General features: G+C 67.0%; 17 protein-coding genes. 4 read left to right on the top strand and 13 right to left on the bottom strand.

Annotation, left to right across the window (positions count from 1 at the left end; all coding sequences use genetic code 11):
- Nucleotides 1-69: 69 nt before the first annotated feature.
- The 3 genes from QRN07_RS08800 to QRN07_RS08790 all read left to right on the top strand — a co-directional run bounded on the left by QRN07_RS08800 (nt 70) and on the right by QRN07_RS08790 (nt 2,574).
- Nucleotides 70-444 carry a TfoX/Sxy family protein gene (locus QRN07_RS08800; protein ID WP_285240880.1) on the top strand — a complete coding sequence of 125 codons (375 nt, stop codon included), beginning with the start codon at nt 70-72 and terminating at the stop codon, nt 442-444.
- Between the two features lie 2 nt (nt 445-446).
- Nucleotides 447-1,709, top strand: a complete 1,263-nt coding sequence (locus QRN07_RS08795; RefSeq protein WP_050684835.1) for a flavin-containing monooxygenase — start codon at nt 447-449, stop codon at nt 1,707-1,709.
- Between the two features lie 94 nt (nt 1,710-1,803).
- The gene (locus QRN07_RS08790) at nt 1,804-2,574 is read left to right on the top strand and encodes an SDR family NAD(P)-dependent oxidoreductase (protein WP_285240879.1); all 771 of its coding nucleotides are present in this window, start codon (nt 1,804-1,806) and stop codon (nt 2,572-2,574) included.
- Nucleotides 2,575-2,615: 41 nt separating this feature from the next.
- On the opposite strand, the gene QRN07_RS08785 is transcribed toward QRN07_RS08790, so the two are convergent.
- The 13 genes from QRN07_RS08785 to QRN07_RS08725 all read right to left on the bottom strand — a co-directional run bounded on the left by QRN07_RS08785 (nt 2,616) and on the right by QRN07_RS08725 (nt 17,352).
- Nucleotides 2,616-3,275 (bottom strand): excalibur calcium-binding domain-containing protein, encoded by a 660-nt coding sequence (locus QRN07_RS08785; RefSeq protein ID WP_285240878.1) that lies wholly within the window; start codon nt 3,273-3,275, stop codon nt 2,616-2,618.
- A 127-nt stretch (nt 3,276-3,402) separates the two neighbouring features.
- Entirely contained in the window at nt 3,403-5,205 is a 1,803-nt protein-coding gene (locus tag QRN07_RS08780) for a gamma-glutamyltransferase family protein (protein ID WP_502934787.1), read from the bottom strand.
- Between the two features lie 108 nt (nt 5,206-5,313).
- Nucleotides 5,314-6,147 (bottom strand): class I SAM-dependent methyltransferase, encoded by an 834-nt coding sequence (locus tag QRN07_RS08775; RefSeq protein WP_285240877.1) that lies wholly within the window; start codon nt 6,145-6,147, stop codon nt 5,314-5,316.
- Nucleotides 6,148-6,302: 155 nt separating this feature from the next.
- The gene (locus QRN07_RS08770; protein WP_285240876.1) at nt 6,303-7,106 is read right to left on the bottom strand and encodes an IclR family transcriptional regulator; all 804 of its coding nucleotides are present in this window, start codon (nt 7,104-7,106) and stop codon (nt 6,303-6,305) included.
- Between the two features lie 83 nt (nt 7,107-7,189).
- Nucleotides 7,190-8,443, bottom strand: coding sequence for an aminopeptidase P family protein (locus tag QRN07_RS08765; protein WP_285240875.1), 1,254 nt, complete (start codon nt 8,441-8,443; stop codon nt 7,190-7,192).
- A gap of 58 nt (nt 8,444-8,501) precedes the next feature.
- Nucleotides 8,502-9,890 carry an MFS transporter gene (locus QRN07_RS08760; protein WP_285240874.1) on the bottom strand — a complete coding sequence of 463 codons (1,389 nt, stop codon included), beginning with the start codon at nt 9,888-9,890 and terminating at the stop codon, nt 8,502-8,504.
- Between the two features lie 443 nt (nt 9,891-10,333).
- Nucleotides 10,334-11,095: an HpcH/HpaI aldolase family protein gene (locus QRN07_RS08755; protein WP_285240873.1), complete on the bottom strand. Its 762-nt coding sequence runs from the start codon at nt 11,093-11,095 to the stop codon at nt 10,334-10,336.
- Nucleotides 11,096-11,139: 44 nt separating this feature from the next.
- Entirely contained in the window at nt 11,140-12,117 is a 978-nt protein-coding gene (locus QRN07_RS08750; RefSeq protein ID WP_285240872.1) for an aldo/keto reductase, read from the bottom strand.
- A complete protein-coding gene (locus QRN07_RS08745) occupies nt 12,117-13,016 on the bottom strand; it encodes an ATP-binding cassette domain-containing protein (protein ID WP_285240871.1) in 900 nt (299 codons plus the stop codon). Before QRN07_RS08745 ends, QRN07_RS08750 begins: the two co-directional genes overlap by 1 nt.
- Nucleotides 13,013-13,873 (bottom strand): ABC transporter ATP-binding protein, encoded by an 861-nt coding sequence (locus tag QRN07_RS08740; RefSeq protein WP_285240870.1) that lies wholly within the window; start codon nt 13,871-13,873, stop codon nt 13,013-13,015. The genes QRN07_RS08745 and QRN07_RS08740 overlap by 4 nt, the downstream gene beginning before the upstream one ends.
- Nucleotides 13,870-14,790, bottom strand: a complete 921-nt coding sequence (locus QRN07_RS08735; RefSeq protein ID WP_056600602.1) for an ABC transporter permease — start codon at nt 14,788-14,790, stop codon at nt 13,870-13,872. Before QRN07_RS08735 ends, QRN07_RS08740 begins: the two co-directional genes overlap by 4 nt.
- Nucleotides 14,787-15,722 carry an ABC transporter permease gene (locus tag QRN07_RS08730; protein WP_285240869.1) on the bottom strand — a complete coding sequence of 312 codons (936 nt, stop codon included), beginning with the start codon at nt 15,720-15,722 and terminating at the stop codon, nt 14,787-14,789. The genes QRN07_RS08735 and QRN07_RS08730 overlap by 4 nt, the downstream gene beginning before the upstream one ends.
- Nucleotides 15,723-15,726: 4 nt before the next feature.
- A complete protein-coding gene (locus tag QRN07_RS08725) occupies nt 15,727-17,352 on the bottom strand; it encodes an ABC transporter substrate-binding protein (RefSeq protein WP_285240868.1) in 1,626 nt (541 codons plus the stop codon).
- Nucleotides 17,353-17,544: 192 nt separating this feature from the next.
- Here QRN07_RS08725 and pdxA point away from each other — a divergent pair, with 192 nt between their 5' ends.
- A complete protein-coding gene (pdxA, locus tag QRN07_RS08720) occupies nt 17,545-19,944 on the top strand; it encodes a 4-hydroxythreonine-4-phosphate dehydrogenase PdxA (protein ID WP_285240867.1) in 2,400 nt (799 codons plus the stop codon).
- The last annotated feature ends 39 nt before the right edge of the window (nt 19,945-19,983 follow it).

Genomic DNA, 19,983 nt, shown 5'->3' with positions numbered 1-19,983 from the left:
GCCCCTCGACCGGGCCCGCCAACAGGCATATCCTGCATCCAGCAGGGATCTGCAACCGGGAGAAGCACCATGGAAATGCCCAAAGCCTCCGACGCCGACAAGGACCGTTTCCGCGCCATCGTCCCGGACCATCCGGACGTGGTGATAAAGCCGATGTTCGGCAACCTGGGGGCCTTCGTGAACGGCAACATGTTTGCCGGGCTGTTCGGCGCCACCATCGGCGTGAAGCTCTCCGAAAGGGACCGGGCTGCCCTCGAAGCCGCCGAACGCACCGTCCCGTTCGGCCCACCGGAGCGTCCCATGGGCGGTTACACCGGACTCCCGGAAGCGTGGAATGAACAGCCCTCCAACGCCAGATCCTGGGCGGACAAGGCCTACGAACACATCGCATCGCTGCCGCCCAAGCAGCCCAAGTCCGCCGCCACCAAGTCCGCCAGGAGGTAGCGATGGCCCCCGCTGGCCCTGCCACAAACATCAACACACTGGTGATCGGCGCCGGCCAGGCAGGCCTCGCCACCAGCTACTGGCTCACCCAAAATGGCGTGGACCATCTGCTGCTGGACCGGCGCGACACCCTGGGCGGCGCGTGGCAGGACAGGTGGGACTCCTTTTACCTGAACACGCCCAACTTCGCGTTGGCCCTCCCAGGAATGGCGTACGACGGCGACCCTGACGGTTTCCTGCCCCGGGACACCGTCATCGGGTTCTTCCGGGAGTACGGCGAGCGCATCCAAGCGCCGCTGCAGTTGGGCACTTCCGTCACCCGGGTTTCGCAGGACGGTACCGGATTCAACGTTGAAACGACCCGGGGCCACTGGCACGCCAACAACGTGGTCCTGGCCAACGGCGCCTTCCAGCACCCACGGATTCCCTCCGCCGCAGCCGGCATCCCCGGCAACATCACGCAGCTGCACAGCCACGACTACCGCAACCCGTCCGCGTTGCCCCAGGGCGCAGTCCTGGTTGTCGGCACCGGACAGTCGGGCGGCCAGATCACCGAGGACCTGCTCGACGCCGGACGTGAAGTCCACCTTTCGGCCTCTTCCTGCCCTGAGGCGCCGCGCCGTTACCGGGGCAAGGACCTCTTCGACTGGATCTGGCAGGTCAACCTCCACGGACCGGCGGCAGGCATCACCGGTCTCCAGGCGGACCAGCTGCCCTCCCCCGCGGCCCGGCTATTCTGCAACCCGCAGATCTCCGGGAACAACGGGGGCCACAGCATCCACCTCCGTGACCTGGGCCGACGCGGCGTGCACCTGCACGGCAGGTTCGAGGGAATGGACGACGGCGGGGCGCTCACCTTCACGGACGATCTGCCGGAACGCCTTGTGCAGGTCGAGGGAGGATTCGGGCACCGGCTGCGGCTCATCGACGCCTATATCGAAGCGGCGGGCCTCAACGCGCCGGAAATTGAGGAGCCCGCGGTGGACACGTGGCTGCCGGCCACGGACGGCGCCCGGCTGGACCTCGAGGCCGCAGGTGTCACCTCAATCGTCTGGTCCACCGGCTACAGCCTGGACTTCGGCTTCCTGGACGTCCCGGTACTGGACGAATGGAACTACCCCCTGCATACCCGCGGCGTCACCAAGGTGCCTGGACTCTACGTCGTCGGCCTGCCGTGGCTTACCCGCCACGCTTCCGCAACCCTGCCGGGCGTTGGGCCGGACGCTGGGTACGTGGCGGAGCACCTCGCGGCGCGGCCAGGCTGAGCCCTACCGCCCCGCGTCCACAAGGTCAGCGACAAAACGGGTATTGTCGTGCGCTGATCGCCAGCTCCGCTGACCAGAACCTGAGGATCTCCCTATGGCCCGCATCTTTATTACCGGTTCCGCCCAAGGTCTTGGCCGGGCTGCCGCTGAGACCCTCCTCGGCGAGGGCCACCGGCTGGTGGTCCATGCCCGCGACAGCGGCCGCGCGGCCACGCTGGCGGATCTGGTGCGCCGGGGTGCCGACGTTGTCATCGGCGACCTTGCCGACCCCCAGCAGGCCCGCAGCGTCGCGGACCAGGTCAACGAGCTGGGTCGGATGGACGCCGTCATCCATAACGCCGGCGTCTACGGCGAAGGACATCGCAACCCCACCAAGGCCGGACATCCCCGAACCTTGGCCGTTAACACCCTGGCGCCGTACCTGCTGACTGTCCTGATCCGGAATCCGGGGCGGCTGATCTACCTCACCAGCGACATGCACCGTGGCGGCAGCGGCCAACTCGACGACATGGACTGGGAGGCCAGGAAATGGGACGGCACCCAGGCGTACTGCGACAGCAAGCTGTTTGTCACTGCCCTTGCACTCGCTGTAGCCCGCCTCCGGCCAGGAACCCTGACCCACGCAGTCGATCCCGGCTGGGTGCCCACCCGCATGGGTGGAGCCTCCGCGCCGGATGATCTCGTTGAGGGCCACCTGACGCAGACTTGGCTTGCCGTCAGCGACAGTCCGGAAGCGGGCAGCAGCGGTTCGGTGTGGCACCACCGCCGTCCTGCCCCGATCGCCGCAGCAGTCCGCGACGTCGGCTTCCAGGACCAGCTCCTGGAAGTTCTGGCCCGGATGACAGGGGTCCGCCTGCTCACCTGATGGCCAGGCCAACCCGCTGTTTGCGGCCGGCAGGGTATGGGCTACTTGTCGCAGCCCCAGCCGTCGCCGTCCTTGTCCAGGTGCTTGCCGTATCCGGGCTGGCTGCTGTGAATCGGGGCAGCGCCTGCCGCGCGCACCGCATCACAGTTCTTGTAGTAAGCCGCAGCAGGCGGTGCCACAACAACTGGCGGCGCAACAACGGCCGGCGGGGCCACAACTACGGGAGGCGCGGCGGGCGGGGCAACAACAACGGGAGGCGCTTCAACCACAGGTGGGGCCACCACCACAGGGGGCGCCGCAGGCGTGACAACTTCCGCCTGGACGACGGGCGCCGCAGTGGGAGTCGGGGTCGGCGTGGGAGTCGCGGTTTCGTCGGTGAGGTGTTTGACGCCGAGGTTCACGGTTGAACCCTCCGCGGGCTTGGTTCGCCTTTCGGGGTCCTGGCTGACAACCTGCCAGTTGCTCTTTTTGACGATGGTCTTGTCGTCGTTCACATCTGTTGCTTTGACCTTGAATTTCAGCTTTTCGAGCTGATCGGTGGCTTTGTCCAGAGTCAGGCCCACAACGTCGGGCAACTCGACCAGGGCTTCGGTGTCCGCCACCGGCGTTGCCACGACAGTGGGCTCCGCGGCCTGCGTTGCCCCTCCGCAACCCGTGAGCAACAGCCCGGCGAGCACAACAAAAGCAAGATTCTTCTTCAACGTTCCCCCAAATAAGAGTGGCGCTTTGCACGGACTGGCGAGAATGCCCAGAAATGTCCGTTGGCCAACTAGGTCAGAGACTACTAAGCCGCTGCAGATTACTCCAAACGAGCAGTGCGAAGCACCCCTACCGGCCCGCCGCGTAACCCTGCGCGCCGCGCGGGTTGGCGGCAGCACCGAGTACGCCGGAAGAGGGGTCCCGCGTCACAGCGGAAAGCCGGCCCAGCGCCCAGTCCCCCGCCCGGGTAACCACATGCCCCCGGGCAATAAGATCCGCAATCACGGACTCCCCCAGCCGGTCCTCCACCACGGCGCCGCCCGGTGTCCAGGTGCGCGGCCAGAAGGAGCCGGGGATCGACGTCGTATGGAACACCGGCGCGTCGATGGCCTGCTGCGGCGAGTACCCGCCCACAATGGTGCGCAGCAGATACAGCAGCTGCCACTGGTCCTGCTGGTCCCCGCCCGGCGAGCCGAGCGCCGTCGTCGGCTGCCCGTCCTGCAGGACAAGCGTGGGCGTCAGCGTGGTGCGCGGGCGTTTGCCCGGCGTGAGCGTGGACGGCGAACCGTCCTCCAGCCAGGTCATCTGCAACCGCGTTCCCAGGCAGAAGCCCAGCTCAGGAATGGTCGGCGAGGACTGCAGCCACCCGCCCGACGGCGTCGCCGACACCATGTTCCCCCACCGGTCCACCACATCGAGGTGGCAGGTGTCCCCGCGCGTCTCGCCGGTGGGCGCCACCGTCGGTTCACCCACGCCGGCGAACCCGGTGGAAGCGGCCGACGGCGGGAGGTACTCCGTGCGCAAGGGTGGCAGGAACGGTTCATGGCCGGGGACGCTCCCGGGACGGAAATCGTGCGAGGCGCGTTCGCCGATCAGGGCCCGGCGTTCCGCCGCGTAGCCGGGGCTGAGCAGGTGGTCGAGGGGGACGCCGGTGTCGCCGTAGAAGGCCTCACGGTCGGCGATGGCCAGCTTCTGCGCCTCCAGGATGGTGTGCACCCCGAGTGCCGTGGAGGGGTCCAGGTGCTCGTCGTCGAACCCGTCAAGGATGGCCAGGGTCTGCAGCAGTGCCGGCCCCTGCCCCCACGGTCCGGTCTTGGCGATGGTGAGCCCGCGGAATTCGAACGTGGCGGCCGGTTCGTACCCCGCAGGACACGAGGCGAAGTCCGCCTCTGTGATGACGCCGGCGTGGTCCGTGCCGGAGGAATGCCGGTGCGGCGCGGCAAGGAAAGCCACCGCGGCCTGCGCCACAAACCCCTCCCGCCACTCGCGCCGGGCGGCGTCGATCCGTTCCGCGCGGCTGCCCGCGCCCCCTGCGGCAATCAGCCGGTCCAGGACCGCCGCGTACGGCAGGTTCCGGACAATGTCCCCGCCCCGCGGAATCCGGCCGTCCGGCATCCACTGGGCTGCCGACGTCGGCCAGTGTTCGGCGAAAAGGTCCGCCACGGTGGCGATGGTGCTGCCCACGCGTTCCAGGACGGGGTGGCCGTCCCGGGCGTACCCGATGGCGAAGGCCAGCACGTCTGCCAATTCCCAGGTGCCGTGGTCGCGCAGCAGCAAGAGCCAGGCGTCGACGGCGATCGGCACCGCGGCGGCGAGCGCACCCGCGCCGGGCACCAGTTCAAGGCCCTCGGCCAGGTAATGCTCCCGCGTGGCAGCGGCCGGGGCAGGACCCTGGCCCATCAGCACCACGGGTTCGGAGGGGTTGGCGGCGGTGACAAACACGCCGGTCATGTCCCCGCCGGGCCCGTTCAGGTGCGGTTCCACAATGTGCAGGACAAAAGCGCCCGCCACGACGGCGTCAAAGGCGTTCCCACCGCGCTCCAGCACGGCCTGCGCCGACGCGGTGGCCAGCCAGTGCGTGGAGGCCGTCATCCCGAAGGTGCCTTGCAGGGTGGGCCGGGTGGTGAAACTGCTCGCGGGGGTAAAGGTCACGGAATCGCTTTCGGCAGGCGGCGGGTGTGCCTCGATCATAGGCAGCCCGCCGTGTTCCACCCGCCCTTGGCAGTCGCCAGATGACAAGCCACGCAGGCCACCGCCCTCCTAGGCCTTCTGCAGGGTGAAGATCCCGTACCGCATCGCACCGCAGCGGTAAGCCAGGATCATGCGGGGAATGCCGAGGACGGCTCCGCGGTTGCCTGCGCTCAAGGCGAGGCGGCGGGCTTCGCGGTCAACGAGGAGGGCTTTCACCAACCGGAGGGCGCAGATTGTCCAGGTACGGGCAACGCGGCGGCTGACATCCTCGTAGCCGGTGACCGTGAAGCCCGCCGCCGTCGCCATGGCCTCGTAGTCCCCGCGGGTGCCCATCGAGGGCAGCCGGCCTTCGCGGCAGATGGGCTCCAGCAGGTGGCGGACCTTCAACCCGCCGGCGTTCGTTTCGGCCAGCCAGGCGCAGATGACGAAGCGGCCACCGGGCGACAGCACGCGGTGGGCCTCGGCGAAGAACCTGGGCTTATCGACCATGTGTTCGCTCGACTCGATAGCCCATGCGGCGTCGGCGGTGGCTCCGGCCAGCCCGTTGTCGAGCCAGTCCCGGACCCGGATTTCCACGTCGGGCACGGGCTGGCCGGCAGCGTAGCGCGCCTGCTCCTCTGACAGCGTGAAACCGGTGACACGGACCCCGTGCAGCACCGCGAGCCGCCTTGCCGTGGCGCCGTAGCCGCACCCGATGTCGACGCACGCCTGGCCGGGCGTGAGGCCCAGCCTGTCGCCAACCGTGTCCACCAGCGCCTCAACGGCCGCGCCGGCCGTCTCGCGGCCCGTCGCCCACAATCCGTGGTGGACATGCTCACCCCACACGCGGCGGTAGATGGGATCGAGCTCGTCGTAGTGCTCCGCCACAGCCTCGGCGCTCTGGGAAATATCGGGGACGATCACGGCCTGACCCTACAACGGCGCTCCGGCACGAAGAAAGGGTTTGGCCGACGCCGGCACCCGCCTCCCGCCGTCGTCCTGCGCGCCGTCCACCCGGCAAAACCGCGAGGTGGACCAGCAGGTTTGTCGCAACCATCGCCTGGAGGTCCAACAACGCCTCAGCGGGACCGGGCGCGTCCGCCCAGACGTGCCGTGACTTTCTGCGCAGCCGCGGCGCACGATTCCCCGAGGGCGTGAAGGCGGTCCGTGGAAACCCGGAATCTTGGGGCAGGGATCAGGACGGCGGCCACAATGTCGCCGCGGTGATCGTAGACGGGCGCGGCCACGCCCACCTCGTCGATGGAAGTTTCTCCATAGTTAAGTGCCCAGCCGCGGCTGATGCCGTCCCTCAGCCGGACCATATAGGCATCCAGGCTGACGTCGTCGAGGCCGGGGTAAGAAATGGCACCGCTGCTGAGGAGAGTTCGTACCCGGGCTTCGGGTTCGTTGGCAAGGAAGACCTGCACTGATGAACTCAGGGCGTCGCTGTAGCGTACGCCCAGCGGGGCGGTGTGTTTGATCTGCTGATGGCTGGCGATCTGCTCAACACAAATCGATTCGTCGCCGCTCCACATCATGAGGGCACTGGTTTCGCCGGTCTGCTCGGTGAGTTCGCGGAGCACGGGATAGGCGACGCGGCGCTCTTCCAATTCGGCCAGCAGGGGGCCGGCCACGGCAATGAGTCCGAGCCCCAGCCGGAAGCGGCGGGTTTCCTCGTCGCGCTCCACGAGGTGTTCCTGTTCGAACGTGGCCAGGATCCTGGAGACGGTGCTTTTGTGCAGGCCCACACGGTTGGCGATTTCGGTAACGCCCAGGAGCGGCTCGTCAGCGGTGAAGGTGCGGAGGACGGCGATCGCGTTGACGATGACGGAAGCACCCTTGCTGTCGCCGTTGGCTGTGGTCTCGGATTCAGTTGCACTCATGGTGTTTCCCATCATTCCCTACAGTCGCCGGAAGCGGCGCCAGGGGCCTGGCGCCGCTTCCTCGTGTGCCGCTAATGAAAGGATCAGCCGCCGATGATGTTGTATTCGGGGCCAAACGGGAACTTGGTGATGTTCTCGGCACCGTCCTCCCCTACTACCAGGATGTCGTGTTCCCGGTAGCCGCCGGCGCCCGGCTGGCCGTCCAGGACGGTGATCATCGGTTCCATGGAAACCACCATGCCCGGTTCCAGGACGGTGTCGATGTCCTCGCGGAGCTCCAGTCCGGCTTCCCGGCCGTAGTAGTGGCTGAGGACGCCGAAGGAATGTCCGTAGCCAAAGGTGCGGTTGGCCAGCAGTCCGTGTCCCACATAGATCTCATTAAGCTCGGCGGCGATGTCCTTGCAGACAGCCCCTGGTTTGATAAGTTCCAGGCCGCGCTTGTGGACCTCGACGTTGATGTTCCACAGTTCCAGCGAGCGGGCATCTGGCTCACCGTAGAAGAGCGTCCGTTCCAGCGCGGTGTAGTAGCCGGAGGTCATGGGGAAGCAGTTCAGGGACAGGATGTCGTGTTGCTGGATCTTCCGCGTAGTGGCCCAGTTGTGGGCGCCGTCGGTGTTGATGCCCGACTGGAACCACACCCAGGTGTCACGGATTTCGGAGTCGGGAAAGGTCCGGGCAATCTCGTGCACCATGGCTTCGGTGCCGATCAGGGCCACCTCGTATTCGGTGATTCCGGCCGTGATGGCGTTGCGGATGGCTTCGCCGCCAAGGTCGCCGATGCGGGCGCCGTGCTTGATGACCTCAATCTCTTCGGCGGACTTGATCATGCGCTGGCGCATGGCTGCCTGGGCCACGTCCACCAGGGCTGCCCCGTCAAAGGCCGCCTGGATCTTGTTGCGGTTATCCAGCGGCAGCGAGTCATCCTCCACACCGAGGCGGCGCGGGCTGATCCCCCGGGTACGCAGGACCTCCTGGATGGCGAAGATGTAATTGTCGCGGCGCCAGTCGGTGTAGACCAGGTTGTCTCCGTAGCTGCGGCGCCAGGGCATACCGGCGTCGATGTTGGCGGTGACGGTGACGTTGTCGGCCTGGGTGACCACCATGGCGTACGGCCGGCCGAAGGTGGTGAAGAGGAAGTCGGAGTAGTACTTGATGGAGTGGTAGCTGGTCAGGACGACGGCGTCCAGATCCTTCGCTGCCATGATCCGGCGCAGGCCGGCCAGGCGGCGTTCAAACTCGGCGTCGGAGAACGTCAGGCTGACCTTTTTGCCGTTCCGAAGGATCTTGGTGCGCTCCAGTTCAGCGACGGTGGTTGCGTTATCGGTGCTAACGGTCATGGTGATGCCTTTCTGCGGTGCTGTTCTTGGTGAGGAAAAGAGTGTGGAGCCGGGGCGGCTACTCGTGGCGCAGCGGTTCCCTGCACGTTTCGCGGGAGAGCGCGACGGCGACCAGGGAGATAATGGCCGCTGCGACCAGATACCAGGCGGGAGCGAGGTCGTTGCCCGTCGACGCGATCAGGAGCGTTGCCATGAACGGAGCGGTGCCGCCGAACAGGGCGTTGGACAGGTTGAAGCTGACCGCAAAGCCGCTGTAGCGGACGCGGGTGGGGAACATTTCGGCCAGGAAGCTGGGCAGCGTGCCGTCGTTAAGGGTGAGCATGGCGCCCAACAGGATCTGGACCAGGACGATGATGAGGAAGTTCCCTGTTCCCAGCAGCGCGAACGCGGGCACGGTCAGCAGGATGAACGTGATGGACGCGCTGATCAGCACTTTTTTGCGTCCGTAGCGATCTGAAAGCATCCCGGTCAGGAAGATGAAGCCGATATAGGTAACGAGCGCAATGGTGGTGGCGAGGAATGATGCGGTGGCACCGAGGCCCAGCTCAGAGGACAGGTAGGTTGGCATGTAACTGAGGATCACGTAGAACCCGACGGCGTTGAGCAGCACGGCGCCGACGGCCTTGAGTAGCAGCCGCCAGTGGTTCCGGAACAACCCCGCCACCGGCGCTTTGATGGTTTCGTCCTCCGCTGCCAACTCACGGAACACCGGGGTGTCTTCGAGCTTGGTCCGGATGTAGCGGCCAATCAGTCCCATCGGGGCGGCCAGCAGGAACGGCAGGCGCCAGCCCCAGCCGTGCATCGCCTCGGTGCTGAGCATGGTGGTCAGCAGACCCGCAATCAGGGAGCCGAAGAGAAGTCCGGCCGCGGTGCTCGCGGGAACCACTGCGGCGAACAGGCCGCGCTTGTTCGCGGGAGCGTACTCCACCAGGAAGGCCGAAGCCCCGGCGTATTCCCCGGAAGCGGAGAAGCCCTGAACAACGCGGATCATCAACAGAAGGACCGGCGCCCAGATGCCGATGGTGTCGTAACCCGGGATCAGGGCGATGCAGAAGGTTGCAGCGGACATGATCAGGATTGAAAGGGAGAGTGCGGTGCGTCGGCCCACTTTGTCCCCGATGTGGCCCCAGACGAAGCCGCCAAGCGGACGCACCAGGAACGAGATGGCAAAAAGGGCGAACGTCAGCAGGAGTCCCGTCTGGGGGTCCGACTCAGGGAAGAACACGGTGGCGATCGTGACGGCCAGGTATCCGTAGACGGCGTAGTCGAACCATTCAACAAAGTTGCCGATGAAGCTTGCCGCGACGACCCGGCGGCGCGTTTCCCTGCTGACGACGTTGTCAGCAAGGTGCAGCTGCTGGCCGCTCAGTGTGCTGCCTCCATGGGCGCGGTTATGCTCCGCACTCGCGATTCCTTGGAGAGGGGAGGATGAAGTCTCGTTACTCATTTGTCCACCAAGTTGTTTGGGGTTGCAATAAGCGCAACGCTGTTGCAACAGACTATGCGTGATGCGCGACACAGTCAATGCTTTTTCGAGTGCTTCCCGCCGCGATTCCGCTCTATTCCACTTTCTCATCATGACGCATTGGCCAGGCTGCCGCCGTCGTCCCAGCTTTCACGAGGAACCAACGGCGAGCGCCGCGGTTGGTTCATTAGTTGCATTCAGCACAACAAAGTTGCTAAGAGGGCCCAATGCGAGTCCGACGCCGGGCGCCCGCGTCTCCACGAAGGATTCCCATGCGAGCCAGGACGGGAGGCCGTCGGGCGCCGCCCTGTAGGAACCCGCCGGAAACAGAACGCAAAAATCCCCGGTCGGGTTCTCCCGGCCGGGGATTTGCTGCGGTGCGTTCGGCGGAGGCGGATGTAAAGGTCCGCCCAGTGATTCCCCGCTTACTCCCCGCGGGCCGTGGCCAGATGACCTGCCGCGGCGATTTCCAGGTGCGTCAGGTCCGACGCCACGGTCACGAATGTGAAGCCCTCCGAGATCCGCTGGGCCGCCACCTCACCGCTGGGCGTGTGGATCGCCGCGATGACGTCGGCAGCTTCGGCCGCCTCCCGGATGGTCACCAGGGCGGCGTTGAAGACCTCCGCCACGTCCGGATCGTTCGGGAACTTCCCGCCCACGGCAAGGCATAGATCGGACGGGCCGATGTACACCCCGTCGATCCCGGGCACGGCGCAGATCTCCTTCACGTTCTCCAAGCCTTCGGGCGTCTCGATCATGGCCAGGCACAGCACGGTGGCATCGGCTTCAGCAGGCTTGGGACCGATCCGCAGCGCCGAGCGCATGGGACCGTAGGACCGCATGCCGTGCGGCGGGTACCGGACTGCCCTGACGGCGGCAGCGGCTTCAGCCGCGTTGTTGATCAGCGGCACGATCACCCCGGCGGCCCCGGCGTCGAGCGCCTGGCCAATGAACGCTGCGTTGTTCGAGGGCACCCTGACGATCCCCGCGGCCCCGGCTGCGTCGATCGCCATCAGGCCGTGCAGCCAGCCGGAGTAACCCATCAGGCCGTGCTGGGCGTCCAGGGCCACGTAGTCGTACCCCAGCCGCGCCACCCGCTCGGTGGATACCGGCGAGTCCAGCACCACCCAATATCCGACGACGGCCTGCTTGGCCCGGGCTTTTTCGGCAAATGCTGCGGCGCTCATGGCGGATTCCTCTTCAGTTTGGCGATTCAATGGTCAGCAGAAGGCTAGCGGTTGTACTTGGGCATGGGCCCGCGGATTTCAGCGGCCACCGCGTCGCACGCGGCCACCACATCGGCCGGCAGCGGACCCTTCGCGGCAGCCGCGATGTTGGCCTGCAGCTGCTCCACCTTGGACCCGCCCAACAAGACGGACCCTACCCCCGGCTTGCTGAGCAGCCACCGCAGGGACAGCTCCGGCAACGGCAGGCCCGCACCGTCGGCAATCCCGGCCAGCTGCCGCACCGCCTCAAAAAGCCGCGGGTCCCAGTACCGCTGGCGGTACATTTCGGCCAGCCGCGAGTTACCGAACCGGCCTTCACCGGGCTCCTCCGAAAAGGTGTGCCTGCCCGTCAGCAACCCGCCGCCCAGCGGGTTGTAGACCATCGTCAGCAATCCGGTGTGCTCCGCAAACTCCAGGTATTCGTCCTCCAGCCGGGTGGCCAGCAGGTTGTACAGCTGCTGCGCCACCACCGGGCGGACGACGCCGGCAGCATCGGCAACGGCGTTCAGCTCACCGATCTGCCAGGCGGCGAAGTTGGACACACCCCACGCGCCCACCTTGCCTTCGGTGATCAGGCGGCCGACGGCGGCAACCGTCTCAGCGGGCGGCGCGGCACGGTCGGGCATGTGCAGGTAGAACAGGTCCAGCCGGTCGGTGGCGAGCCTGCGGAGGCTGCCCTCCACCGAGAGGCGCAGGCCTTCCGCCGAGAGCGGTGAATGCTCCCCGGCGTCCGGGTGCGGCATGCCGGCCTTGGAGGCGAGGATGACGGCGTCGCGGTGGGCGGGAAGGAGGTTGGCCAGGATTTCCTCGGTGGTTCCCCCGGCGTACCCGTTGGCCGTATCAATCACGGTGATGCCGGCGTCGAGCGCTGTTTCCAGCATCCCCGCCGCGACCTCTTCGGACGCGGTGTCCCCGAACGTCATGGTGCCCAGCGCCAGCTGCGAGATGGGCAGCTCCAGTCCCGCCACGGTGGTTCCCTGCATCAGCTTGCTTCCTCCATCTGTACGGGTTCGCCCTGGGGCGCTACTTTGTTCAGGCAGGACACTACGTCCCGCGGTTTGCGGCCGGTCATGGTCAGCGGGTCCAGCGCGGCGGCCCGCAGCGCACGGGTATAGGGGTCGCGGGGCGTGGTGAGGACCTGCTCCGTCGGCCCCTGCTCCACGATCCTTCCCTTGGACATCACCAGGACGTGGCTGCTGCTTTCGCGCACCACACCCAGGTTGTGGCTGATCATCAGGTACGTCAGGCCGGTGGCTTGCTGGATGTCCGCCAGCAAATCAAGGACCTGCGCCTGGACGGAGACATCCAGGGCGCTGGTGGCTTCGTCGCACACCAGCAGCTCCGGTTTGGAGGCCAGCGCCCGGGCAATGCCGATGCGCTGCCGCTGCCCGCCGGAAAACTCTGCCGGCCGCCGGCCCAACGCCGAGGACGGCAGGCCCACCTGGTCGATCAGCTTGGCTGCCTCGGCCCGTCGTTCCTTCGCGGAGCGGATGCCGCGCAGCGTCAGCGGTTCGGCCACGATGTCCTCGGCCGTCAGGTGCGGGTCCAGGGAACCGTACGGGTCCTGGAACACCATCTGCACCTTGGCGCGGAGGGGCCGCAGCTGGCGTGCCGGCATCCGGGCGATGTCCTGGCCGCTGAGCAGGATCTGGCCGGAGGTGGGAGTGAGCAGCCGGACGATTGCCTTGGCGATGGTGGACTTGCCGCAGCCCGACTCGCCCACAATCGCCACGGTGCTGCCCCGGGGCACGTCGAAGCTGACATCGTCCACGGCCCGGAAGGTGCTGCGGTGCACGGCGTAGTCCACGGTGAGGTTCTTGACGGACAGCACCAGGTCCTTCGCCGGCAGCGTTCCGGCCGGGGTCTGCAGGGTGGCGCTCACGGGTGTGCTCCGTTCAAAGTGTTGGACGTGGCCGGGTTGAAGACCGGGGTATCGGGCTGCGGTTCCCCGTCCCAGTGCCCCAGCTTGGGCACCGCGGCCAGGAGCTTCTGCGTGTAGTCGGTCTGCGGGTGCTCCACAATCTGCTCCACTTCACCGCTTTCGACAAACTTTCCGTCCTTCATCACGTGGATCCGGTCCGAGACCAGCCGGGCCACACCCAGGTCGTGCGTGATCATAAGGATGGCCACGGAGGTGCGTTCCTGCAGTTCCATCAACAGGTCCAGGATGCCGGCCTGCACGGTGACGTCCAGGGCGCTGGTAGGTTCATCAGCCACCAGCAGCACCGGATCCACGGCGAGCGCCATGGCGATCAGGACGCGCTGGAGCATGCCGCCGGAGAGCTGGTGCGGGTACTTCTTCAGCTGCGCGTCCGGGCTGGGGATCCGGACCTGTTCCAGCAGCTCCAGGCAGCGCCGGTTCAGGTCGGCTTTGGACATGGCACCTTTGCGGAGCACGGCCTCGCCCAGCTGCCGGCCGATGGTATGCACCGGGGACAGGGCCGTCATGGCGTCCTGCGGGATCAGTGCCACGGACCGGCCGCGGAGTTTCGCGAATTTCTTCGGTTCGGTGACCACGTCCACGCCGTCCAGCATGGCGTGGCCGGAGATGACCGCGAGATCGTCCGGCAGGAGCCTGAGGAGGCCCATCGCCGTCGTACTCTTTCCCGATCCTGACTCACCGATGATGGTGACGGTCTGGCCGGCATCGATGCTGAAGGAGACGCCGTCCACGGCGCGGATCACCCCGCCGGTGGTCATCAGTTCGATGGAAAGGTCGCGGACCTCGAGGACGCTCATGCTGTGGTTTCCTTCCGGCGGCGGACGCGGTCCCGGAGGCCGTCCGCCAGCAGGTTGACCCCCACCACCAGGATGGCGATTACAGCGCCGGGCAGGGTGACGATCCACCAGGAGGTGGTGAGGAAGTCCTGGCCGTCGGAGATGATGCGGCCCCAGGTGGCGAACGGGCGCTGCGGCCCGGCACCCAGGAAGCTCAAGGCGCTTTCCATCAGGACGGCGGTGGCCAGCAGCAGCAGGACCACCACGATCACCTGGTTGATGACGTTGGGGATGATGTGCTTCACCAGTGTGGTGATCTGGGGCAGGCCCAGCACCTTGGCGGCCTGCACGTAGGGTTTTTCGCGTTCCACCAGGACCAGTGACCGGGTGAGGCGGGCAGGTTCGGGCCATTGGGCGATCGCGATCACAAACGTGATGACCGGGATGGACGGGCCAAAGAGGGCCACCACCAGCAGGAGCATCATGAGCAGCGGCAGCGAGAGCTGGGCTTCGATCAGGCGGGACACCACGGCGTCCACCCAGCCGCCGAAGAACCCTGCGAGGGCACCGAGGACAACGCCCACGACGCCGGAAATCACCACGGCGAGCACGCCGATGGTCAGCGACACCTGGCCGCCGTGCAGGACGCGGGAGAGGATGTCCCGGCCCAGCTGGTCGGTGCCGAACAGGTGGCCGCCGCTGAGCGGCGGCAGGAAGCGGGACGTGATGTTCTGGGCATCGACGTCGGGCAGCGGCAGGACCTGCGCCAGGACGATCGGAAGGACCACGATGGCGGTGAGGAACGCCCCCAGGACCATCTTCACCTTCGCCGAGCGTTCCCGGCGGGCCGCGGAGGAGCGCTTGAGCAGCTGCTTGGTGACCGCCGTCGGGCGTTTCATGGCCTGGGCGGCGAGCGGGATTTCGTTGATGGTGCTCATGCCACGGACACCTTTCCGAGCCGGACGCGGGGGTCCAGCAGCGGGTAGCAGAGATCGATCAGCAGCTGGACGCCGACGGCGAGGACGGACGTCACCAGCACTGTTGCCTGGATGAGGGGGTAGTCGCGGGTTTCCAGGGCCCGGACCACCAGGGAGCCGAGGCCCGGCCAGTTGAACACCACTTCCACCACCACCACGCCGTTGAGCATGCCGGCAAACCGGGTGCCCAGGGTGGTGAGGATGGGGATGGAGGAGTTGCGCATGGCGTAGGCCCAGGTGAGTTTCTGCTCGCCGGTGCCGCGGGCGCGGGCCACCGTCAGGTAGGGGGCGGCCAGGTTGGACCCCACCTCGCGGCGGACCATCCGGGACACCAGGGCGATCTGCAGGATGGCGATGGTGGCAACGGGCAGCACCACCCCGGACCAGCTGGTGAAGCCGGAGGACGGGAAGATGGGGAACACTACGGCGAACAGGGTCAGGAGCATGATGCCGATCCAGAAATCGGGCATCGACTGCCCGGCGATGGTGAGGACGTTGACGCCCAGCTCACGCTTGGTGTCGGCACGCTTGGCCATCCAGACGCCCAGCGGGATGGCCACCACGATGGCCAGGAGGATGGCGAGGACCGCCAGGAAGATGGTGTTGGACAGCCTGCCCAGCACCACGTCCAGGGCGGGTGCCTGGAAGGAGTATGACTTGCCGATGTTTCCGGCGGCCAGTTCCTTGACGAAGATGCCGTATTGGGTGAAGAGGGGTTCATTGAGCCCCATGGAGGTCCGGATTTTTTCCAGGTCCCCGGTGGAGGCCAGCGGCCCGGCCAGGGCATAGGCCGGGTCGCCGGGAGCCATGCGGATGAGCACAAACACTGTGGACACGGTCAGGAAGATCGTGAGCAGGCTTTGGCTCAACCGTTTGGCGACGTATGTGAGCATGGGGCTAGCCGTTCACCTTGACTGTGGAGAGCTGGTACGAGTTGATGGGGCGGAGCTTGACGCCTTCCACCCGTGCGCGGCGGGCCAGGACGGCGTTGGGGATGAAGGCCCACATGCACGGCCACTTGGCCCAGATGTCCTTCTGGACCTGGGTGAGCAGTGCGGTGCTCTTGGCCTGGTCCGTCTCTGACGTGGCGGTGATGATTTTGCTGCTGATCTCGGGGAAAACGAAGCCGTGGTACGTGTCGCGGGTGGCTTCCTTCTCCGCCGTGCCGGCGTACATGCCCTGCAGGTTGGTCAGGGCCAGGCCGGTCTGGTTTCCATAGCCGTTGCCCAGGATGTCCCAGTCGCCGGCCTTGCCCTGCCGCCAGGAGGAGATGTCGCCGCCCGGCTCGAACTGCTGCAGCTCGGCCGTCACGCCGATTTCCTTCATCATTTCCACCAGGGCTTCCATGATGGAAACGTCGGCGGCGAATTCACCGGTTTCCCAGATCACCTTGACGGACAGGTTGGACACGCCCAGCCCGGCCAGCAGGGACTTGGCCTTGCCGGGATCGTAGGCGTATTCGCCGGTTTCCACGGCGCCGGCCAGGGTCTGCGGGACCACACCCTTGGCGGAGGTGACGGTGCCACCCAGGATGCCTTCCACCACGGACTTGCTGTCGAACCCGTAGGACAGGGCCTCGCGGACCTTGGGGTCCGACATGGGGCTGTCCGCCGGCTTGCGGAAGTTGTAGAACAGCTGGTTGTAGCGGGTTCCGGTGACCGATTCGATCTCGATGCCGTCCACGGATTTCAGCTGGGCCACCGAGTCCGGGGTGATGGAGTCGATCACGTCCACCTCGCCGGAACGCAGGGCCACCACGCGGCTGGACTCCTCGGACATAAAACGGACGTTGACTTCGCTGACGCTGGGCTTCTCGCCCCAGTAGTTCTCATTGACGACCAGCTTGTAGGTGCCGGTGCCGCGGTCCGCGGAGGCCACCTTGTACGGGCCGGTGCCCACGCCGTCCTGCAGCTCTTCAGGCTTGTTGGCGGCGGCCGGGGTGATGAGGATGTTGGACATCAGCGTGCTGAGCACCGGCAGCGGCGCCTTGGTGTCCAGGGTGAAGGTCAGCTCGTCCTTTTTCGTGACGGTGGGCCATTCCGGGAACTGCGGGGCCAGGAAGGAGCCGTTGACCTGGCTGTACATCTCCAGGGCCTTGGCCACATCCTCCACGGCCACGCTGGAGCCGTCCGAATACTTGATGTCGTTGCGGAGCTTGACCGTCCACTGTGTGGGGCTGGTCAGTTCAAAGGACTCGGCCAGGACGTTGCGGGGCTTGAGGTCATCGCCGATTTCCGTCAGGGCCTGGCGGACGGCGCGCTGGACGGTGACGGCGGCGTCGAACTGGTTGAGCTTGTTGTCCAGGCTGACCAGGGAGCGGTTCAGGCCCAGGGTCAGGGTGGTGGAACCGGTGGCTCCGCCGCCCGGGGCGCTCGGCGCCACGCAGGCTGTGACGGCGGGTGCCAGTACTGCGCCTGCTCCGGCCAGGGCGCCCCACCGCAGGAGGGAACGCCGGGAGAGGGAACGCTGTGCCACTTCGCCGAGGAATCCGCTGCCGCCGGCAACGTTGTCGGATCGAGTCATCTTTGACCTCCAAGTAAGGGGCCGGCACCTGCCGGCCGAGGCGCTGCATCCTGGTGATACCTGCCCCGCTGGTGTTACTGCCATCACCATGCCACGATTGCGCAAAGCGCGCAATAGGGCTAGCGTGTTTTGTGCAGACCAGATAGTTTTCGGTATGCAGGATCCATAACGCCGATGCCAAAGGAGGCAGCAATGCTACGCATACTTGCCATTGCTGACGACCTTTCCGGCGCGGCCGAGACCGCTGCGGCGCTGCTGGGCGGCTCTTTCGACTTGACTGAATCTTGTGCGCAGAGTGCGCATTCCTTGCCTTTAGAGCAGGGAACGGACGACGGCGGCCCCCAGGTCCGCCTGCTCCCGCACGGTCCGGAAGACCTTGCGGCAGCCGTGGCCCGCCTGCCGTGGGCGGCCGCCACTTTGGTTCTGGACACGGACAACCGGGCGTTCCCGGCGGACGTTGCCGCGCACAGGCTCCGCTTGATCCTGGGGGCGCTGCCCTCCGGCGATGCCGCTCCCCTGGTCTTCCTGAAGATCGATTCGCTGCTCCGCGGACCGGTGGCGCGGCAATTGGAAGTCCTGGCGGAGGGCGGCCCTGTCCTCCTGGCCCCCGCGCTGCCCGCAATGGGCCGCAGCACTGTCAACGGGATGGTGCACCACGGGGGTGTCCCGCTGCACCGGACCCCGCTCTGGGCTGCCGAACCGACGGCGGCGCCGGAGTCTGTCGCCGCAGCCCTGGCTCCCCTGGACACCACCCTGATCAGACTGGCGGCCGTCCGCTCCGGAACCCCGGCCCTGACCGCCCTCCTGATGGCGGCGAGCGCCGGCCACCCCGCAGCCGTCATCGTCTGCGACGCGGAAACCACGGCGGACCTGGACCTCATTGCCCGGGCCGCCCGCGGTATCCCGGGTCTGCGGCTTGCCGGCGCGTCCGCATTGGGCGCCGCCCTGGCCCGGACTGCAGGACACGCACCCGAGGCGAGGGCCGCCGTCGTCCGCTCACCCAAAGCCCGGCAGGACGCCAAGGCGCCGTTGCTGGTGGTGGGCTCGGCGTCAGGACCGGCGCGGGAGCAGCTCCACGTTCTGGCAGCGGGCGGCGTCCCCGTCATCACGTTTGCCCCGCAGGATCTCCTGGCCGGAAACCCGTCAACCGCCGCGCTGGAAACTGCACTCCAGGCGGGTCCGGCGGCGGTCACGGTGGCGGCGGCCGACGTGGATCCGGTGGCGTCGGCCCGGATCGCCGGCGGGCTGGCCCGGACAGTTGCACCGTTCGCCAAAGACCGGCCGCTGATGCTGACCGGCGGCGAAACTGCGCGGCACGTGCTGGCTGCACTCGGCGTCCAGCAACTCTTGGTGGTGGGCGAGATCGAACACGGCGCCGTCCTGTCCCGTACGCCGGCCGGGATGCCCGTGGTCACCAGACCCGGAAGTTTCGGCAGCCGGGACAGCCTCTGCACCATACTGGCCGCACTCGCCGGCTCCCCCGAACCTTCCGCGGCGGAGGATCCCTCCCCCGCCGCACTCCCCCTGCCGACGGCCCCCCAGCCGTCCCTGCCCCCTGAAGGACACTTCATGAACAACACTGATTCTGCGGAACTGCCCTACGTGGCCGTCACCATGGGCGATGGCGCCGGGGTGGGACCCGAGGTGGTGGTGGCCGCCGTGCTGGATCCGCAGAGCAACGCCGAGTGCCGGCCCGTGGTGGTCGGGGACGCGCTGCGGCTGCGCCAGGCCGCCGAGGTGCTGGGCATTGAGGCGGACATCCAGGTGATCACGGACGTGGAGGACGCGGTGTTCACGCCGGGCCGGGTGAACGTGATCGACTTGGCGCTGCTGCCGGAAGACCTGCCGTGGGGGCAGCTCTCCCCGGTGGCCGGGCATGCGGCGTACGAGTACATCCGGGTGGCCAGCGAGCTGGCGATGGCCGGGAAGGTGCAGGCCATCTGCACGGCGCCGCTGAACAAGGAGGCGCTGCACGCGGCCGGCCACATCTTCCCGGGGCACACCGAGCTGTTGGCGCAGCTGACGGGCACGGAGGAGGTGTCCATGATGCTCTCCACACCCAAGATCAAGGTAATCCACGTGACCACGCACATCGGACTGATGGACGCCGTCCGGAAGATCAACCCGGACCTGGTGGAACGCACCATCCGGCGCGGGCACGAGGCACTGATCCGGGCCGGGATCCCCCAGCCGAAGATCGGCGTGTGCGCCATCAATCCGCACGCCGGCGAGAACGGTTTGTTCGGGCAGGGCGAGGAAGCCGAGAAAATCGAGCCCGGTGTGAAGGCTGCGCAGGCGGTCGGCATCAACGCCGTGGGCCCGCTGCCGGCGGACACGCTGTTCTTCCTGGCTGGCCGCGGCGACTACGACCTGGTGGTGGCCATGTACCACGACCAGGGCCACGGCCCGGTGAAGGTGCTTGGCATCGAGGCCGGCGTGAACATCACGGTGGGCCTGCCGGTGATCCGCACGTCCGTGGACCACGGCACCGCGTTCGACATCGCCGGCAAGGCCATCGCGGATCCGCGGTCCATGGTTGAGGCGCTGCACCAGGCGGCGGAGATGGCAACCCGGCCCGCCGTGGCCGTGTAGCAACCATGTTTTCGGGACGCCGGAACTAGCATGGGTACT

This window comes from Pseudarthrobacter sp. MEB009, assembly GCF_030208875.1.
Lineage (GTDB): Bacteria > Actinomycetota > Actinomycetes > Actinomycetales > Micrococcaceae > Arthrobacter.
The sequence above is the reverse complement of the archived record's forward strand: the minus strand, read 5'-3'. Positions and strand labels throughout refer to the sequence as shown.